Raw genomic sequence first — 14,597 nt, 5'->3', positions numbered from 1 at the left:
TTCTCGAACCTCCGCAGTTACGCGTCCAACGCCTCGTCGAGCATCTCGGCGGTGACACCGGTGACGCGCTCGACAAAGCCGAGCGGATCGAACTTGCCAGTGGCGGCTTCCAGCAGCTCGAGGAAGCCGCCTCGCAGGCGGTCGATTTCTTCGTAGGCAGCGATCAGCTCTTCATCGCGGGCCATGCTGGCGCTCCTCAAAATGGAATGTCGTCGTCCATGTCGTTGTCGAACCGCGACTGCTGGCCGCCGTTGTCCTGGCCGCCGCGGCGTGGCGCGGCTCCGCCGCTGCTGTATCCGCCGCTGGGGCGATCATCGCCGCCGCCACCACGGCCGCCGCCACCATCCGAGAGCATGGTCATCGTGGAGTTGAAGCCCTGCAGCACGACCTCGGTGGAATACTTCTCGACGCCGCTCTGGTCGGTCCACTTGCGCGTTTGCAGCTGGCCCTCGATGTAGACCTTGGCGCCCTTCTTGAGATACTGCTCGGCGACCTTGGCGAGGCCCTCGTTAAAAATTACAACGCGGTGCCACTCGGTCTTTTCGCGACGCTCGCCGGTGCCCTTGTCGCGCCAACTCTCGCTCGTCGCGATCGACAGGTTCGCAATCGGCCTGCCATCCTGGGTGCGGCGCACCTCGGGGTCCTTCCCGAGATTGCCGACCAAAATTACCTTATTCACTGATCCAGCCACGTAGATGGTCTCCTTGATGGTGCTGGGCAGGGCCTGCGAAGCCCCGCCATAGGGTAGATTGTCAGCGCGACGACCACGCCGGAGCTGGCAGCGCCGACTTGGTCTGGGTGATCTCTTGCAGGCGCTTCTGGAAGATGGCCTTGAGGCGCATGTATGCGGGGCTGCGATCCCGTTCGGTCATGTTGCGGCCGACGAGCCACTGCAGGTAATCGCCGCTCGCCGAGACCGACATCAAACACTGCTTGAACTCGTTCTGGTTCAGCACCACGATGCGCTTGTTGCCCATCCGGTCGCGGTCGATAACGAGGCGACGGTAGAGCCACATGCAAAGCGAAAGGTTCAGGGCGCCCCACAGTCGATAGTATTCAGGGTCTCGTCCCCATGCCTGATGGGCGTTGCCGAGGAATTGGATCAACTGCCGAGCGCTGGTTTCGTCCGTGGTCTTGGCGAGCGACGAGACTGACTGACCAGCCATCGTTGATGTCGGCGTCTCACCGGCCGACCCGGCCCAACAGCGGAGGATGACGGACATGCCCACAATCGGCGCCCCGGTCGAGGCGCGCCGGATCTGGTCATAGCCGACGAAAGGACAATGCTTGCGGATAAGCTGCAGCGAGATGGTCGAGTCCTCCATGCCGCGCAGCAGGTCGTCGGGTCGCATCCGAACCAATGACGAGTTCAGCTTAACGAACTCGTTCGCCATCTCGGCGAAGTCCTCGAAGGTGACGACGCGAACATCGACCAACGCCTCCTCGATGCCGGAGATTTTAAAGCCCTCTATGCGGTGCTGGCCGTCAACGATGTAGTAGGCGAGGTCTCCCCTGACCTGGCCCAGCGTGATGACGCCCTCGATGGCTTCGTTTTCCCGTGTCGACTGCGCGGCCTCCTGCACCTTCGCATTGACCCGCACCGGACGCTGGAACGGCGGGACCTTCCACTGCTGGACACCGGAGATGGAGATGATCCGTGTCTCCATGCTGGAGCGAGAGTTTTTCGGGGCCTCTTTGGTCCCCTTCAAGTTGATGATCGTCGCCATGCTGGTTTCCCGACTAAAGTGTGTTCGGGCTACGAAGCCCGGCGATAAATGTCCCGTGGGGCGAGAAGGGCGGCTTCCCGCCCCACGGTAGATGCGCGCGTTGGTCGCCTTGTCCGGACCGTGGTCCACACCACGCGAGAGAGACTTACGAACCCCGGAGGCGCCTTTCGTCGTCAGAGCCGCGCGCGGTACCCCGTCAGGAGATTGGCTCTGCTCTCCGCGCTATCCCTTGTTGGTGTCCTTCTTGATGCGCGCGATGGTGTCCTTCATCAGCGCTTCCAGCTTCGTCAGCGTCGCCGTCTTGACGTTGACGCGCATCGACTTCTCGCGAGCCCAGCGGGCGCGCGCCTCCTCGACGACGGCGGCCTCGGCAAACCACGCGATGGCGTAGGCTTCGTATTCGGCCTCCGTCATCTGCGGCTCGTCAGGCTCGGATTTAGCGGAGGACGACGCGGCGGACGCTTCCGCGCCGTCCTCCGTCGCAGCTGCCAATGGCTGGGGGCCATCCTCGGCGGTCTGCGAACCCTGCGCGGGCTGATCGCCCTGCGCGCTGTTGTTGGTGCTGGCGACCCCGTCGGTGACCTCGCCGGTCTTGGGGTCGACGGTCTCCGTGTTGCCGTCCGCTTTGTTGGCGTCGCTCGCGAACTGCGACAGCTTGCCGTCGCCATCGGCCTTCTGGTCACCCTTCTTCGGCCAGGTTTCGTCCGCCGTCGCCATGCCGTCGTTGACGGCCTGAATTTCGGCGATGGTGCGCGCGACATCGGTGGCGAGCCAATCCTTCAACGGTCGACCGCGTACAGCCTCGACGCGATGGAGGTCGACCTCCATCTCGTCCAATCGGATCTGGACCCGGGTCTTGTACTTCTCGATCTGCTTGCCGACGGTCTCGACGACCGACATCTTCGCCTCTTGCCACGCGAAGGTGGTGAAGGTGTCGAGCGCGTTGGTCACGACGTTGCGGATCGCCTTCGATGTGCCGATCTGGTACGCGATGTCCTCGGCGCGCCCCGCATCGCCGCGCACGGTGGCCTGGGTCTTGCGTTGCTGCAGCGGCCGCGTCAGCGAGTAGCCGGTCTCCAAGTCCATGAAGCGCGCGTGGAACACCCAGTGGGTGCCGATGTCGACCGAGCGGCAATCGACATCGCAGTTGCCGAACAAACGCGCGACCGCGTTGGCGCACTTGATCGTCGGGCCTTCGATGTATTCCGTCTTGCCCTTATTTTTCACGGGAAAGCGGTAGTAGAAATATTCACCCGCAGCCGCCGCCAGCTCCTTGATCTTGCGCAGCACGTCCGGCTCGTGGCGCCGGACGGCCACCTGTTGGGCGCCGTGAACGCGATCCACCGGGGGCAGGAAGCTCTGCGGCTGGGTCGCAGGAAGGTTGGACGGGGCAGGGCCGGCAACACCGGCAAACGCCTCCAGCGTGCGCACCCGGCTATCGTCATTGTCGATGATCGTCGTCATGTGGATGGTCTCCGAATAGTGGGAATGGGAGGGGAGGAAGGCGCTCGTCAGAGCGCCTTGACTTCGCGCAGGCTGCGGAAGGAGTAGGGTGCGACGACCTTCTCCTTGACGTTGGTGACCTTGGCCGAGAGCCTGCGTCCGCCTGCGATGACTGCGAACGACGCATCGCCAATCTTGTGCATGATCGTCGTGGTGATCTCGTCGCGACGATCCTCGCGTTCCTTGATCTGGCGGCCGAGCTCGAGGCGCTCGTCAACCATCTCGGGAATCTCGTTGTCGCCGGAGAGGTCGATCGTGGTGCCGTCCGCGACAGGGTACAGCTTGCGCACCACGTCGTGGTCGCGGCTCGGGTCCAGCGCCGGCTGCTGGCCGTTGGCGATCATCTCCCAGAAGCTCTTGACGGTGGCGAGCGCCCGCTGTTCAGCGCCTTCGTGGCGCTGCACCGGGATCATGTGCAGGTCGGCGGTGAAGTCGCCGACCACAAGCGCGGCCAGGACCGGATGGATTTCGATCTGGAAGCGCGCCTCGGCGAGCATGGTCTCGGTCAACGTCTGCAGCTGATAGCCGAGCGGCACCTCGGGGGTGCCGCGATGCTTGTCGCCGCCGAGCCAGTCGTTGATGAACGTCGGCCGGGCAACGACCTTGCCCTGAATGAGCACAAGGCCCTTGCGTTCGGGGTCCACTGCCAGTGCATCCGGTGTCGCTCCAACGCGCAGCGACGGCGAGCGCAGATAGACCTTGGCAGGACGCAGCTGCCAGCTGGGCTCGCGGTCCTCGATGGCGCGCCAGATCGCGGGCTCGAGCCAGCGGCCGCGCTGCAGGATGGGGCTATCCGCCTGCGGCTGGGTCTTGCCGGTCTTTTCGGCCCAGACTGCGAGCGCCGAGCGGTAGCCGACGCCGCAGATCGACGCGATGTCGGAGGCGGTGATGTCGCGGGTCCGCATGGCGAGCCACGACGCGCGGTCGGTGACGGGGTGGCTGTCGACGGCGCCGAGCTGGATCTTGTCGACGACGGCTTGGGCGAACGCGCCCACGGGTTGGAACGTGTCGGTGTCGGTCACGGTTTGGTGCTCCCTCCCGGTCCCGCGAGCGTCAGTCCGTGTGCACCTGCGAAGTGCGGCGCGGCCTGACAGTCACCCTCGGAACCGGGCTTGCTGACGATGGATGGTGGGTTGGTCTCCCGGTGTGCATCCGATATTGCACCGGAAAGGTGCATCGTCAAGGGTGCAAATGCACCGAATCGAAAAAATCTGGTGCATTCCGTCTACGCGCGCTGGCACGGATTGCACAACATTAAATTCTGAAGTTCTTAGAAAATCTCTCAAAACAGAAAACAAACGGGGGCCCTATAGGGGCCCCCTTGTTCTGAGTTCTTGGAGATAGTTGATCTAAGAATCTTAGTTATTGGATATATTGCAAGCCGCGTGCCAGTTGAGCGATGTCCCCTTTGTCCCCGACCATGACGAAGCCCTGACTGCATCGCGCGCGGGGCGTCATCCGTAGTAATCCGGAATTGTGAGGCGAATCGCCGCGGCCTATCTCGGGGGTAGGTCCTGCCCCGGTCTCTCGAAGCCCAGCACCAACGCAACCGATTCGACGTGCGCGTCGTAGATCGGCGGCGCGTGATCGGTTTCGAGGTGGTGCAGACCGTTCGCAGCAGGCACGATTCGGCGCACCCAGACGGTGCCGTCGGTCAGGCGGCAGACGAATCGTTCGTTGTTGGCCTGCCTCGCGATGATGTCATCGGTGATCGGCTCGGCCTGGGTGTCGTCGTAGAGGAGGAGCCAGCCATCGAGCAGCATGGTCCTGTCGCGCACTTCGATCGCAACCGTGCCGGTCGGCCTGTTGGTCAGGCCTACGCGGTAAAGCGGCTCCTGCTGGAGCTCGATTTGCCGGCGCTCGTCGATCACCCCCATCACCGGGATGGGCCTCGCGGCCCACGGGTAGGCGTCCTCGTCGTCTGAATAGGCGATCAGGGCGCCGGGAATACCGCCAAGCACCGAACCGATTCGCATCGCCCAGTCGGGGGTAAGAACCTGATTGAGCTCTTCGAGTCGCTGGATGGTCTGGTGGGTGGTGCCGAGGAGAGTCGCAACCTCCTTCAGCGTCAAGCCCTTGCGCTGTCTGTAGTAGCGAATCGAGTTTTCCGGGGGCGGGTTCTTCAGGCGGCTATTGCCTGTCCGCCTGCGGCCGTCCGCGATCATATCCATCTCTGTGCTAGTCAAAGTTTCGCTCAACCGGGAGTGAAGAACCGTCGTAGCAGAGTCGCCCGGGCAGGGGACTATTCCGTGCGCTTGAAGTATTTTTTGAGTCACGCTGTTCGGTACCAAACGTGCTGCCATGTGTCATTTCACCGAAAAGGTGTAGGGGGCCGCGTGTGACATCTTGACCAGTGCACCTATCTGGTGCATTTGTTGGTGACGGACGCGCCCACCTCCATCACCGGAAAGCCAATGACGCTCGCAGAATACTACGCGGTTGCGTATCCCGACGTTTCGCCGTCGGGCGCCGACCAGCAGTTCGCCGACAAGATCGGCGTCGCGCGCTGGTCCGTCACCAGATACCGAAAATTCCTGCACTACCCGACGCCCACCGTCTGGGCGCGCATCAAGCACGCCACCAAGGGTCTCGTGACCGCGGACGATCATCTGCCCGCGATCGCCAAGACCCAGCCCGCCATGGCCGCACGCTCCAAGCCCGCGCAAAAGCGCGGCAAGGCTGCGGCGAAAAAACGGGCGAAGCGCTGATGGGCAGGCTACAGCGACAGCAGATCGTGCAGTGCCTGCGTGGGGTACTCGTTGAGTGCCTTCATCGCGAGGTTGATGCAGTGGACCATGCCCACTGCGTTCAACACGCTCGTCACGACCGCGCCGTTCCGGGTGCGGAACGTGAACTCGAAGCGGTCGGCGTCGATGTATTTCACCTCGATCGGTTGAAGCAGATCCTTGTCGAGGGTACGCACTTCCAAAGCATCTGTAACCATTATCGGCTCTTTCGGCCTTATCGCCAGTTGCGGCAATTCTATGACTGGTTGCGCCGTTCCAGCGCAAGCATTTCCTTACGACTTGGGTCATGCAAAAACTCTCGTACTCAAAAAAAGGTTCGGGCGTCACAGGGCTATAGTTTTAGTCTTAATGGTCTCAACGACGGCGATCTAAACGATCGTGGTGGCGCGTACTCGCTTCAGCAGGTGCGCGCATGAGCAACCTAACCATTGCGCTGGTTGATTCGAGCGCCGTCAAGTCCTTACGCGCAGAAAAGCCGTCCTCCCGCTCGGAAAAAACGTCCGAGATCGCCGCGCATCTCGCGAAGCGCGCAAGCGAGCCATGCCCTGCGGGGGACTACGTCAAGGCAGCAATCACTAGAACGTCAGAACGCACGGGCATCGCTTACGGGCGAGCGAGGGACATTTGGTATGGGGAAGCACGAAGAATTGATGCATGGGAAATGGACGTGCTGCGGGAAGCGGCCGACGCCGCCGAGTGGCGCATCGCCCTCGACGGGGTCGCGATGGCACGCCGGAAGCTGGAGGGCTCTACCGCGCCGCATTGCCGTGAAGCTCTTGCTTCGCTTGACGAAGTGCTTCGCATCCTGGGCGGCGACGCTGGCGGCGCGCAGCCGACCAGCGAAGTCTGAGGAGACCAATCGTGGGTGATTGGTCCGACACCATGATCGAGAAGCTCCGCCACTACGTGATGGTGGAGAAGATGTCCGCCGGCGAGGCGGAGGCTGCGATGAAGGCGGACGGCTACCAGCTGTCGCGCAACGCCGTCATCGGCAAGGTGCACAGGCTTGGGCTTTCGTTCTGGCGTAAGCCCTCCAACGTCGCCAAGGCGCGCAGGCCGAGTCCGGCTACACCGGGTGCGGTCAATACCGCGCCAAGGGTCGCCAAGGTCATCGCCGCACGCAAGGGCTCCACGCCGGAGCCTGCGATTATGGTCAATAAGAAAGCCGTCGTGCCCATCATGGAGCGCGCCGCCGACGCCGAAAGCGGCGAGCCGCGCTCGCCGACGCTGCTCGAGCTGCGCAACGACCAATGTCATTGGCCGCTCGGCAATTTTCACGACACGCCCCCGTACTTCTACTGCGGCGCGCCGGTAATTGGAGAAGGCTGTTCGTGGTGTTCGCAGCACCATCGGATCGCCCACGACAGAACGATCAGATTTTCCAAGGGGACCAGTCATGCCGCCGTTGGTGTTGAAGCGTGAGTATCAGTCGCATACCGCACTTCGTTCCGACGGTGTGCGATGACGACCAAGCCGTCCATCCTGACATTCGATCCGTCGCGTAAGCTCGGCTACGGCGCGGGCCCCATTGGGGGCACGCCCGAACTCGGCACGGTCACGCTCGGCAACGACAACACCCCGGACATCGAGGTGTACGGCCGGTGCGCGCGTACGGTCGACGATCTGATAGTGAAGCATCAGCCTGCGCTGATCGTGGTCGAGCAGCCCTTCTACATCAAGGGCGAGAGCAACTACGGCACCACTCAGCTCTTGCATGGATTGTATGGATGCATCTGCGGCATGGCACGCAGTCGCAACGTGCAATGCTGGTCGGTCGCGGTCCAGACGTGGCGCGCGGTGGCGCTCGGCACCGCCAAGTTTCACGGCCGCAACGGGGCCAAGCAGGCGATGCTGGCCTACTGCAAGAACGTCGGCTGGGTCGCCATCGACGACAACGCCGCCGATGCCGGCGGCATGTGGATCTGGGGCTGCTCGACCTTCGCGCCATACGGCCAGGTCCCGCGCGATGCGTTCACCGCGGGGGTGCTTGCATGGTGAGTACCCACTCAGTGAACTTCGACAGCGCGACCCGGCAGAAGGTCGTCCCGCATACCTCGCAGGGTCTCTGGGAGATTGCCTACAACGATTTCGTCTACGCGGAGACCATGCTGCAGGCGACGCGCACCAATCCCGACGCAACGCCGGCCGACATCGCGCGGCGCGAGAGCGACGTGCGCGCGCGCAAGGCGATCTGCAACGCGCTGAATTTCCTGATCACCAACAAGGAGGACGTGGACGCCGTCATCGACGCGAAAACGCGGAAGAAAGCGCCATGACATCGGAGGCGCCAATCAAGTGGGGTGACGCAGGCTGGGTCATCCATATCGAGCCGGGACAGGAACTCGTTTGCGGCCGCGTGTTCAATGAACTTCGCGGTTACTGCGTGGTCCTAAAATTCTCGACCTCGCGGAAGTGGAATGCCCTGACGACAGACGCGGCGCGCTCCATCGCCAAGGCATTCCGCACAGATGGCAAGGGCAGCGACGACGCCCTCGCCATGGCGGGGCTGATCGAGGAGCAGATCGAGTTCTGCGAACGACTGAACGCCGGGTGGGAGGCCTTGGGGCGTCCATCCGGTGGATACGACGGCCAGGTGTCCGGACACGCCTGATCGAGCATCACAAGGAGCGGGGGCTTGGGAATGTGCAGGAAGGTCGCGCCGGACGAGGCGCGGAAATCGACGTTGACGGTGCGAGTTACGCCGAACGTCTCGGTTGATTTGAGGGCAGAGGCAAAGAGGCGCGGTGTCGAATACGACGAGTTCGCGGCCTCCATCCTCGACGCTGTTGCGAACCACGGCCTTTACGCTGCCGTACTGGATATTTGAGAGATGGACCACTGGGGTAAGAATATCGAAGCGGTGGCCGACGCTCTGTTCGGCAAGCCGACGTCCAGCAAGAAGGACGAGCTGCGCTATGGCAAGCGCGGCTCGCTCCGCGTCAACACCGACACCGGCTTCTGGGATGACTTCGAATCCGGCGAGGGCGGTGGCACGCTCGCGCTGATCAAGCGCGAGATGGGACTCGAGGGCAAGGAGGCCATCGAGTGGATGCGGACCGAGCTGAAGCTGGAGATCGAGGATCGCGCACCCGAGCAGCGGTCTGAGCGACGCGATCAGCGCGATCAGCGCGATCAGCGCGAGCGTCCGGCTCCGGCACCGGCGAAGCCAAAGCAGGACGGTCCGAAGCCCAAGATCGTCAAGACCTACGACTATGTCGACGCCAGCGGCGAGTTCCTGTTTCAGGTCGTCCGTATGGAGCCGAAGAATTTCCTGCAGCGCCGCAAGCCGCGCAAGGATGACGACCCGAACGACATCAAGAACGGATGGGTCTGGAAGCAGGACGTCAAGCCGCAGGTCCCCTACCGGTTGCCCGAGCTGCTGGAGGCGATCGCCGACGAGCGCACCATCTTCGTCGTCGAGGGCGAGAAGGACGTCGACAATCTGTGGGCCATGGGCGTTCCCGCGACCTGCAACGCAGGCGGCGCCGGGAAGTGGCCCGAGGAGCTGACGCAGTATTTCAGGGGCGCCAACGTCGTCATCCCGCCCGACAACGATCCGCAGGCCAAGAACCCGCGCACCGGTGAGCCGCGCTTCCATCCCGATGGACGCCCGGTGTTGCCCGGCCAGGATCACGCCAAGCTGGTCGCCTCCAAGCTGGAGGGCGCCGCCGAGAGCATTCGCATCGTGTCGCTGCCCGACCTGCCGGAGAAGGGCGACACCTCGGACTGGATCGCCGCCGGCGGCACCTCGGAGGCGCTCTACCGGCTGGTCGACGAGAAGTCGTACACGGCGACCGAATACACCGCCGCGCTCGACCTCGCGTGGCTCAGCAAGAACTTCAAGTCGAAGTTCGGCGCCGTGGTGTGGGGCGAGCCGCGCACCGCGCAGCAGAAGTATGAATACATCATCAAGGGCCTGATCCCCCGCCGGGAGACCGTGCTGATCTACGGCGCGTCGCAGTCGGGCAAAAGCTTCTTCACCCAGGATATGGCGATGGCGGTCTCGCAGGGCGGGGAATACCTCGGCCGCAAGGTGCGTCGCGGGCTCGTGATCTATTGCGCGGCGGAGGCGGGCTCCGGCTTCGTCTATAAGCGGTTCGCGGGCTACGCGGCGGGCAAGGGCCTGCCTGACGATGTGTACCTGCCGTTCATCTGCCTGACCAAGAAGTTCGACCTGTTCGGCAACGACCAGCAGGTCACCGAGCTGATCGCCGAGTGCAAATACTGGGTCGCGTGGTGGAATGCGACCTATCCGAACGATCAGGTCGAGCTCGAAGCGGTCGTGATCGACACGCTGAACAAGGTCACGCCCGCGATGGACGAGATCAACGGCAAGGAGGTCGGCCTCGTGATGTCACGGCTCGACCGCATCCGCGAGGAGCTGAACACCGGACTGTGGCTCGTCCATCACATGAACGCATCCGGCACCGGACCGCGCGGCCACACCTCGCTCTACGCCGCCTTCGAGACCGCCATTCATGTCGGCCGCTACGACCACACCGAGAAGGATGCGCCGCCGAAGATCAAGGACGGCGACAAGCTGCGCGACCGTCGCTTCACCCGGATGTCCAAGCAGCGCGAGGGCGAGGATGGCGAAGTCACGGACTTCTACCTGCGCGGCGTGATCTGCGGCTACGACGAGGACAACGAGATCATCCCGGGCGCCGTGGTCGAATGGATCGACACGCCGAAGAGCCGCGAGGCCGACAAGACCGTGCAGGAGAGCGGTGTGCAGCTCACCGACCAGCGTGCCAACGTCTATCGCGCGCTGCTCCGGGCGATGGAGGAGAGCGGCATCGCGGCGCCGCCGAGCCTGCGGCTGCCGAAGGCGATCACCCGCGTCGTCAACCGCAGCTATTGGTTCGCGGCCTACCGAAAATACTATGCCGAGGATGACAGCGAGGACGCCGTCAAGAAGGCGCTGCAGCGCGCCAACGACTTCCTGATCCGCTCCGGCGTGATCGGTCGCGACAATCCGTGGGTCTGGATCACCGGCAAGCGGGTTCGCGGCGAGGCGCGCATGATCGCGGCACCCGAGCAGGAGACCGCGTCGCAGGCGGCGCCGGTCGACGAGGGCGATCCGGTCGATCAGAAAACGAAACCAATTGGGAGCAGTTCGACGGCGACGATGCGTCGCTGGTCGAGCCGGAAATGGAGCTGATGGAGCCCGTGCCCGGGCAGGAGACCGGGCAGAGCGTCGGCGAGCCGGAGCTGGAGGGAGCGAGCGAGTGATGGTGAACCTGAACCTTCATGAGCGGGTCTGGCATTATGGTCTGGTTGGCAGCCGGTTGATCGAGGCCGCCTCGGTCGTGCGCCGCACGCCGATGCGGATCTGGCCGAAGCAATTCGGCACGGCCTGGCCGCGCTTCGAGGCGATGACGGCGGCGGAGCTGTTCGCGTTCAAGCGCGAGCTGCAGGAGGCCGGGCAGCTGGAGGCATGGGAGCGCGAGCAGAACCGCCAGCGCATCCCGCCGTCCGGCATCGAGATCGAGTTGTGCGAGGAAGCGCTCGGCTGGATGCCGCGCTACTTCAAGCACGAGCCGGACGACGTGGCCCAGTCCGTCGGCTTCTGGGCCGCCAAGACCTATTCGATCGACGAGGCTGAAATCCCGCAATGGGGTGCTGTACGGCCTCAAGACCATCTCGCGCGGCCTGCGCCGCGATCGTGTTCGGGTGAGGGGTTGAAATGACGTCAAGGACCTATGCAATCGCGGACCTGCACGGCCGCTACGATCTTCTCGAGCGCGCCCTGTGGTCCATCAAGGCCCACGCCAAGGGCGTGAAGCACAAGATCATCACGCTCGGCGACTACATCGACCGTGGCCCGCAGAGCAAGGGCATCATCGAGACGCTGATGGAGGCGCAAGCACGCGGCCTGCCATTCATCTGCCTCAAGGGCAACCACGAGGACATGATGGTCCAGACCCTGCGCAAGCCGCTGGATCACAACTGGTGGATCGCCAATGGCGGCGGCACCACGCTGATGTCGTACGGTCATGTGAGGTACGGCGACTACGACCCGACGGTCGTGCCGGAGGCGCACATCGACTGGATGGACCAGCTGCCGCTGTATCACGTCGACGCGCACCGGGTGTTCGTGCACGCCTACGTCAAGCAGGGCGTGCCGCTGGAGCAGCAGGGCACCGAGTTGCTGCTCTGGTCGCGCTATCCGGTTGGCGCCGAGGACGGCTATCGCGACCTCCACGTGGTGCACGGCCACGACTGGTTCGAGGATGGGCCGAAGATTTTCAAGGGCCGCACCAACCTCGACACCCGCGCCTATCACACCGGACGGCTGGTCGTCGGCGTATTCGATGACGACCAGCCAGGTGGGCCGATTGGCGCCATCGAGATCAAGGGAGATCCCCGCTAACACCTCACCCGCCCCTGTTCGCAGCAGGGCAGAACAAGGAGACCGATCATGGTCCAGACCGGACACAATCGACGCCGCAAGGTCTCGCGCTCAAGCGCGAGCTCGAGCTCGTCGCGATCCACATGGAGCAGGGGCCAGCGGCCTCCGCTGAAGCATGCAGGGCGGAGGGATTACACCCCCGCTATGCCGCCACCTCCGCCTCCGTCCTCGGGCTTCGCAGGCCCGAGAAGCGCGGGCGGCCCAGCTGTCGCGACACCGACCCGAGATGGGCCCGGGCGATCGCGAACGGCCCGATCAACGTCTAACCCCAAGGAGACCAGAAGTGAGAGGCAATACCCAATTGTTCAACAGCGCGGACCTAGTCATCGAGAATGGCCGCGTCATCAAGGATCGTGGCGACCAGATTACCGTCGTCGTCGACGGCGTGCTGGTGCGCGACGAGAATGGCAAGGTGGAGGCGCGGCGCGACAGCATCATCGACGCGGTCCGCACCGACCTGCTGCAGCGCTCCCAGCTCGGCATCGCCAAGTACGGCAAGACGCTCGGCGAGCAGGCGAACTTCTCGCTCCGCGGCCGGCTGCAGCACGCCTACGAGGAGGCGCTCGACCTCGCCAACTATCTCAAGTGGGCGATCACTCGGCTCGATGCCGAGGAGGCGGAGCAGAGCGACTTCTGATGTCGACCTCCTGTCCTTACTGCCTCTCGCGGCGAGCGGAGGGTGACGCCAGTCAACCTCCGGACTCGAAGGTCGTCGATACGCGCGTGATGCCGTTTCCGACCAGCTTCAAGGGGGCACCTGTGGATGCGCAGACGGTGAGGCGCCGGCGTCAATGCGGGTGTGGTTATCGCTGGACCACCATCGAATGCGTGTTTGTTGAGGGAGCGGGGCCGACGACTTTCGGCATCACGCGCGCACCGCGCCGCAAGTCACAATGCGCGCGCGGCCACGCCTTCACTCCCGAGAACACCGTGTGGGAGACGGGCACGTCAGGGAAGCCGGTCCGCAAGTGCAAGGCCTGCATGAAGGTGCGTCGGGCGCGAAGGCGCAGAGAGATCGCAGACGAGAGAAAGCAACGTGAGACGAGGGTGGTTCAATCATGGTGACCGCAGCCGATCAGATCAAGGCGCTCAACAGCGGCGAGCGCGCCGTGACCTACGAGATGCGGTCGGTCGACATGGGGCGCGTCCCGGTGCTCGGCGAGTGGCGCTACGTCATCGGGTGGGGGCCAATCCCCGGCGATCCCGGAGCGATGTTGCCGACCGAGATGGTCCGCATCATCTGGACCGGCGGCGAGTGGGTGGTGAGCTGATGCCAGCGATGTGCCGACACGGTCACGAGCTGACCGGCGACAACGTGCGCGAGGAGCGCAACAGCGAAAGCCGCGGCGGCATCCGCCTCCGCTGCAAGACCTGCGTCAAGGAGCAGAAGCGGCGCTGGTACGGCGTCCGCGCCAACCGGGAGCTGCAGCTCTCCTACGCGAACAGGCACCGGCGCGGCCATCCGCAGGGTTGGTCCTGGCCGCAGGTGCGCGAGCAGCTGATCGCGGAAGGGATCGGGTCATGACGGATCGGGTGCGATGCCTTGTGCCGTTCTGCCGGCGCATAACGAAGCCGGGTCGGAACGGTGTCAATGTGCAGTGGATCTGCGGCAATCACTGGAAGGCGGTCCCGCTGGCCCAGCGCCGCGTCTGGGGCCGGCTGCGTCGTCAGTGGCGGCGCTACGGTCCGGAGGCCGGGGTCCACTTCGACGCACGCTGGTGGCGCGTCTGGGATCGTCTCAAGCGGAGTGCAATCGAAGCGGCGGGAGGGATCGGATGACCCTCACACCGCGCGAGCGTCGCTTCCTCACGCTGTTGCTGCCGGAAGGTGCCACCATCGCGATGGGCCTTCGCGTCGGCTCGGACCTGTGTCGTCGGGGATTGGTGCACATCGCCAAATATCGGCGGTATGGAATCACGGTACAGGGCCGGGAAGCATTGGCCGAACCGGACCGGCCCCGGGCCCCCGTAGGGGCCCCGGGCAGGGCCCGGAAACGGGCAGGGAACCGGGCCCCGGGGCCCTATGGAACCGGGCAGGAACCGGCCCCGGGAGCCGGGGCCCCGGAATGGCAGCTAACCTTACTTTAGGGCCCCGGAACCGGGGCCGGGAGGGCAGACAAGGGCGCGTTAAAACGGGCCCGGTGCTACCAAGGGCCGGGCCCGGCCCCGGGGCCCTGTACGGCCCTTAAAACGGTGGCATAGGTAAGCA

General features: G+C 64.2%; 21 protein-coding genes. 14 read left to right on the top strand and 7 right to left on the bottom strand.

Annotated features, from left to right (window positions below; all coding sequences use genetic code 11):
- Positions 1-17: 17 nt before the first annotated feature.
- The 6 genes from HAP54_RS42170 to HAP54_RS42145 form a co-directional block, all read right to left on the bottom strand.
- Entirely contained in the window at positions 18-185 is a 168-nt protein-coding gene (locus HAP54_RS42170; protein ID WP_166297224.1) for a hypothetical protein, read from the bottom strand.
- Between the two features lie 11 nt (positions 186-196).
- Positions 197-691 (bottom strand): single-stranded DNA-binding protein, encoded by a 495-nt coding sequence (locus HAP54_RS42165; protein ID WP_166297222.1) that lies wholly within the window; start codon positions 689-691, stop codon positions 197-199.
- 61 nt (positions 692-752) lie between these two features.
- A complete protein-coding gene (locus tag HAP54_RS42160; RefSeq protein WP_166297220.1) occupies positions 753-1,727 on the bottom strand; it encodes a hypothetical protein in 975 nt (324 codons plus the stop codon).
- 222 nt (positions 1,728-1,949) lie between these two features.
- Positions 1,950-3,191, bottom strand: a complete 1,242-nt coding sequence (locus HAP54_RS42155; RefSeq protein ID WP_166297218.1) for a hypothetical protein — start codon at positions 3,189-3,191, stop codon at positions 1,950-1,952.
- A gap of 47 nt (positions 3,192-3,238) precedes the next feature.
- Positions 3,239-4,252, bottom strand: a complete 1,014-nt coding sequence (locus tag HAP54_RS42150) for a YqaJ viral recombinase family protein (RefSeq protein WP_166205802.1) — start codon at positions 4,250-4,252, stop codon at positions 3,239-3,241.
- A 474-nt stretch (positions 4,253-4,726) separates the two neighbouring features.
- The gene (locus HAP54_RS42145; RefSeq protein WP_166297216.1) at positions 4,727-5,395 is read right to left on the bottom strand and encodes a helix-turn-helix domain-containing protein; all 669 of its coding nucleotides are present in this window, start codon (positions 5,393-5,395) and stop codon (positions 4,727-4,729) included.
- 210 nt (positions 5,396-5,605) lie between these two features.
- Here HAP54_RS42145 and HAP54_RS42140 point away from each other — a divergent pair, with 210 nt between their 5' ends.
- On the top strand, positions 5,606-5,938 hold the full coding sequence (locus HAP54_RS42140) for a hypothetical protein (RefSeq protein WP_166297214.1): 333 nt from the start codon (positions 5,606-5,608) through the stop codon (positions 5,936-5,938).
- An 8-nt stretch (positions 5,939-5,946) separates the two neighbouring features.
- On the opposite strand, the gene HAP54_RS42135 is transcribed toward HAP54_RS42140, so the two are convergent.
- A complete protein-coding gene (locus HAP54_RS42135; RefSeq protein ID WP_176422109.1) occupies positions 5,947-6,210 on the bottom strand; it encodes a hypothetical protein in 264 nt (87 codons plus the stop codon).
- Positions 6,211-6,389: 179 nt separating this feature from the next.
- Here HAP54_RS42135 and HAP54_RS42130 point away from each other — a divergent pair, with 179 nt between their 5' ends.
- From HAP54_RS42130 to HAP54_RS42070, 13 genes are all read left to right on the top strand, one after another.
- Positions 6,390-6,827 (top strand): hypothetical protein, encoded by a 438-nt coding sequence (locus HAP54_RS42130; protein WP_166297210.1) that lies wholly within the window; start codon positions 6,390-6,392, stop codon positions 6,825-6,827.
- 11 nt (positions 6,828-6,838) lie between these two features.
- A complete protein-coding gene (locus HAP54_RS42125; RefSeq protein WP_312022778.1) occupies positions 6,839-7,399 on the top strand; it encodes a GcrA family cell cycle regulator in 561 nt (186 codons plus the stop codon).
- 39 nt (positions 7,400-7,438) lie between these two features.
- Positions 7,439-7,975, top strand: a complete 537-nt coding sequence (locus HAP54_RS42120) for a crossover junction endodeoxyribonuclease RuvC (protein WP_166297206.1) — start codon at positions 7,439-7,441, stop codon at positions 7,973-7,975.
- Entirely contained in the window at positions 7,969-8,253 is a 285-nt protein-coding gene (locus tag HAP54_RS42115) for a hypothetical protein (protein ID WP_166297204.1), read from the top strand. The genes HAP54_RS42120 and HAP54_RS42115 overlap by 7 nt, the downstream gene beginning before the upstream one ends.
- Positions 8,250-8,588: a hypothetical protein gene (locus HAP54_RS42110; RefSeq protein ID WP_166297202.1), complete on the top strand. Its 339-nt coding sequence runs from the start codon at positions 8,250-8,252 to the stop codon at positions 8,586-8,588. Before HAP54_RS42115 ends, HAP54_RS42110 begins: the two co-directional genes overlap by 4 nt.
- A gap of 30 nt (positions 8,589-8,618) precedes the next feature.
- Positions 8,619-8,804 carry a hypothetical protein gene (locus HAP54_RS42105; protein ID WP_166297200.1) on the top strand — a complete coding sequence of 62 codons (186 nt, stop codon included), beginning with the start codon at positions 8,619-8,621 and terminating at the stop codon, positions 8,802-8,804.
- A 3-nt stretch (positions 8,805-8,807) separates the two neighbouring features.
- Positions 8,808-11,138, top strand: a complete 2,331-nt coding sequence (locus HAP54_RS42100; protein ID WP_166297199.1) for an AAA family ATPase — start codon at positions 8,808-8,810, stop codon at positions 11,136-11,138.
- Between the two features lie 70 nt (positions 11,139-11,208).
- Positions 11,209-11,667: a hypothetical protein gene (locus tag HAP54_RS42095; RefSeq protein ID WP_166297197.1), complete on the top strand. Its 459-nt coding sequence runs from the start codon at positions 11,209-11,211 to the stop codon at positions 11,665-11,667.
- Positions 11,664-12,350, top strand: a complete 687-nt coding sequence (locus HAP54_RS42090; protein ID WP_166297195.1) for a metallophosphoesterase family protein — start codon at positions 11,664-11,666, stop codon at positions 12,348-12,350. The genes HAP54_RS42095 and HAP54_RS42090 overlap by 4 nt, the downstream gene beginning before the upstream one ends.
- 322 nt (positions 12,351-12,672) lie before the next feature.
- Entirely contained in the window at positions 12,673-13,026 is a 354-nt protein-coding gene (locus HAP54_RS42085) for a hypothetical protein (protein ID WP_210297467.1), read from the top strand.
- Between the two features lie 421 nt (positions 13,027-13,447).
- On the top strand, positions 13,448-13,660 hold the full coding sequence (locus tag HAP54_RS42080) for a hypothetical protein (protein WP_166297193.1): 213 nt from the start codon (positions 13,448-13,450) through the stop codon (positions 13,658-13,660).
- Between the two features lie 8 nt (positions 13,661-13,668).
- Entirely contained in the window at positions 13,669-13,914 is a 246-nt protein-coding gene (locus tag HAP54_RS42075; protein WP_166297191.1) for a hypothetical protein, read from the top strand.
- Positions 13,911-14,168, top strand: coding sequence for a hypothetical protein (locus HAP54_RS42070; RefSeq protein WP_166297189.1), 258 nt, complete (start codon positions 13,911-13,913; stop codon positions 14,166-14,168). Before HAP54_RS42075 ends, HAP54_RS42070 begins: the two co-directional genes overlap by 4 nt.
- The last annotated feature ends 429 nt before the right edge of the window (positions 14,169-14,597 follow it).

This window comes from Bradyrhizobium sp. 2S1 (genome assembly GCF_011516625.5).
Taxonomy (GTDB): domain Bacteria; phylum Pseudomonadota; class Alphaproteobacteria; order Rhizobiales; family Xanthobacteraceae; genus Bradyrhizobium; species Bradyrhizobium septentrionale.
This window is presented reverse-complemented; position numbering and strand designations above follow the sequence as displayed.

Bases quoted from the DNA above. Each gene is read 5' to 3' on its own strand.
- HAP54_RS42170 (WP_166297224.1), bottom strand. From the start codon at position 185: ATGGCCCGCGATGAAGAGCTGATCGCTGCCTACGAAGAAATCGACCGC.
- HAP54_RS42160 (WP_166297220.1), bottom strand. From the start codon at position 1,727: ATGGCGACGATCATCAACTTGAAGGGGACCAAAGAGGCCCCGAAAAAC.
- HAP54_RS42155 (WP_166297218.1), bottom strand. From the start codon at position 3,191: ATGACGACGATCATCGACAATGACGATAGCCGGGTGCGCACGCTGGAG.
- HAP54_RS42145 (WP_166297216.1), bottom strand. From the start codon at position 5,395: ATGATCGCGGACGGCCGCAGGCGGACAGGCAATAGCCGCCTGAAGAAC.
- HAP54_RS42130 (WP_166297210.1), top strand. From the start codon at position 6,390: ATGAGCAACCTAACCATTGCGCTGGTTGATTCGAGCGCCGTCAAGTCC.
- HAP54_RS42120 (WP_166297206.1), top strand. From the start codon at position 7,439: ATGACGACCAAGCCGTCCATCCTGACATTCGATCCGTCGCGTAAGCTC.
- HAP54_RS42115 (WP_166297204.1), top strand. From the start codon at position 7,969: ATGGTGAGTACCCACTCAGTGAACTTCGACAGCGCGACCCGGCAGAAG.
- HAP54_RS42110 (WP_166297202.1), top strand. From the start codon at position 8,250: ATGACATCGGAGGCGCCAATCAAGTGGGGTGACGCAGGCTGGGTCATC.
- HAP54_RS42105 (WP_166297200.1), top strand. From the start codon at position 8,619: ATGTGCAGGAAGGTCGCGCCGGACGAGGCGCGGAAATCGACGTTGACG.
- HAP54_RS42100 (WP_166297199.1), top strand. From the start codon at position 8,808: ATGGACCACTGGGGTAAGAATATCGAAGCGGTGGCCGACGCTCTGTTC.
- HAP54_RS42095 (WP_166297197.1), top strand. From the start codon at position 11,209: ATGGTGAACCTGAACCTTCATGAGCGGGTCTGGCATTATGGTCTGGTT.
- HAP54_RS42090 (WP_166297195.1), top strand. From the start codon at position 11,664: ATGACGTCAAGGACCTATGCAATCGCGGACCTGCACGGCCGCTACGAT.
- HAP54_RS42080 (WP_166297193.1), top strand. From the start codon at position 13,448: ATGGTGACCGCAGCCGATCAGATCAAGGCGCTCAACAGCGGCGAGCGC.
- HAP54_RS42075 (WP_166297191.1), top strand. From the start codon at position 13,669: ATGTGCCGACACGGTCACGAGCTGACCGGCGACAACGTGCGCGAGGAG.
- HAP54_RS42070 (WP_166297189.1), top strand. From the start codon at position 13,911: ATGACGGATCGGGTGCGATGCCTTGTGCCGTTCTGCCGGCGCATAACG.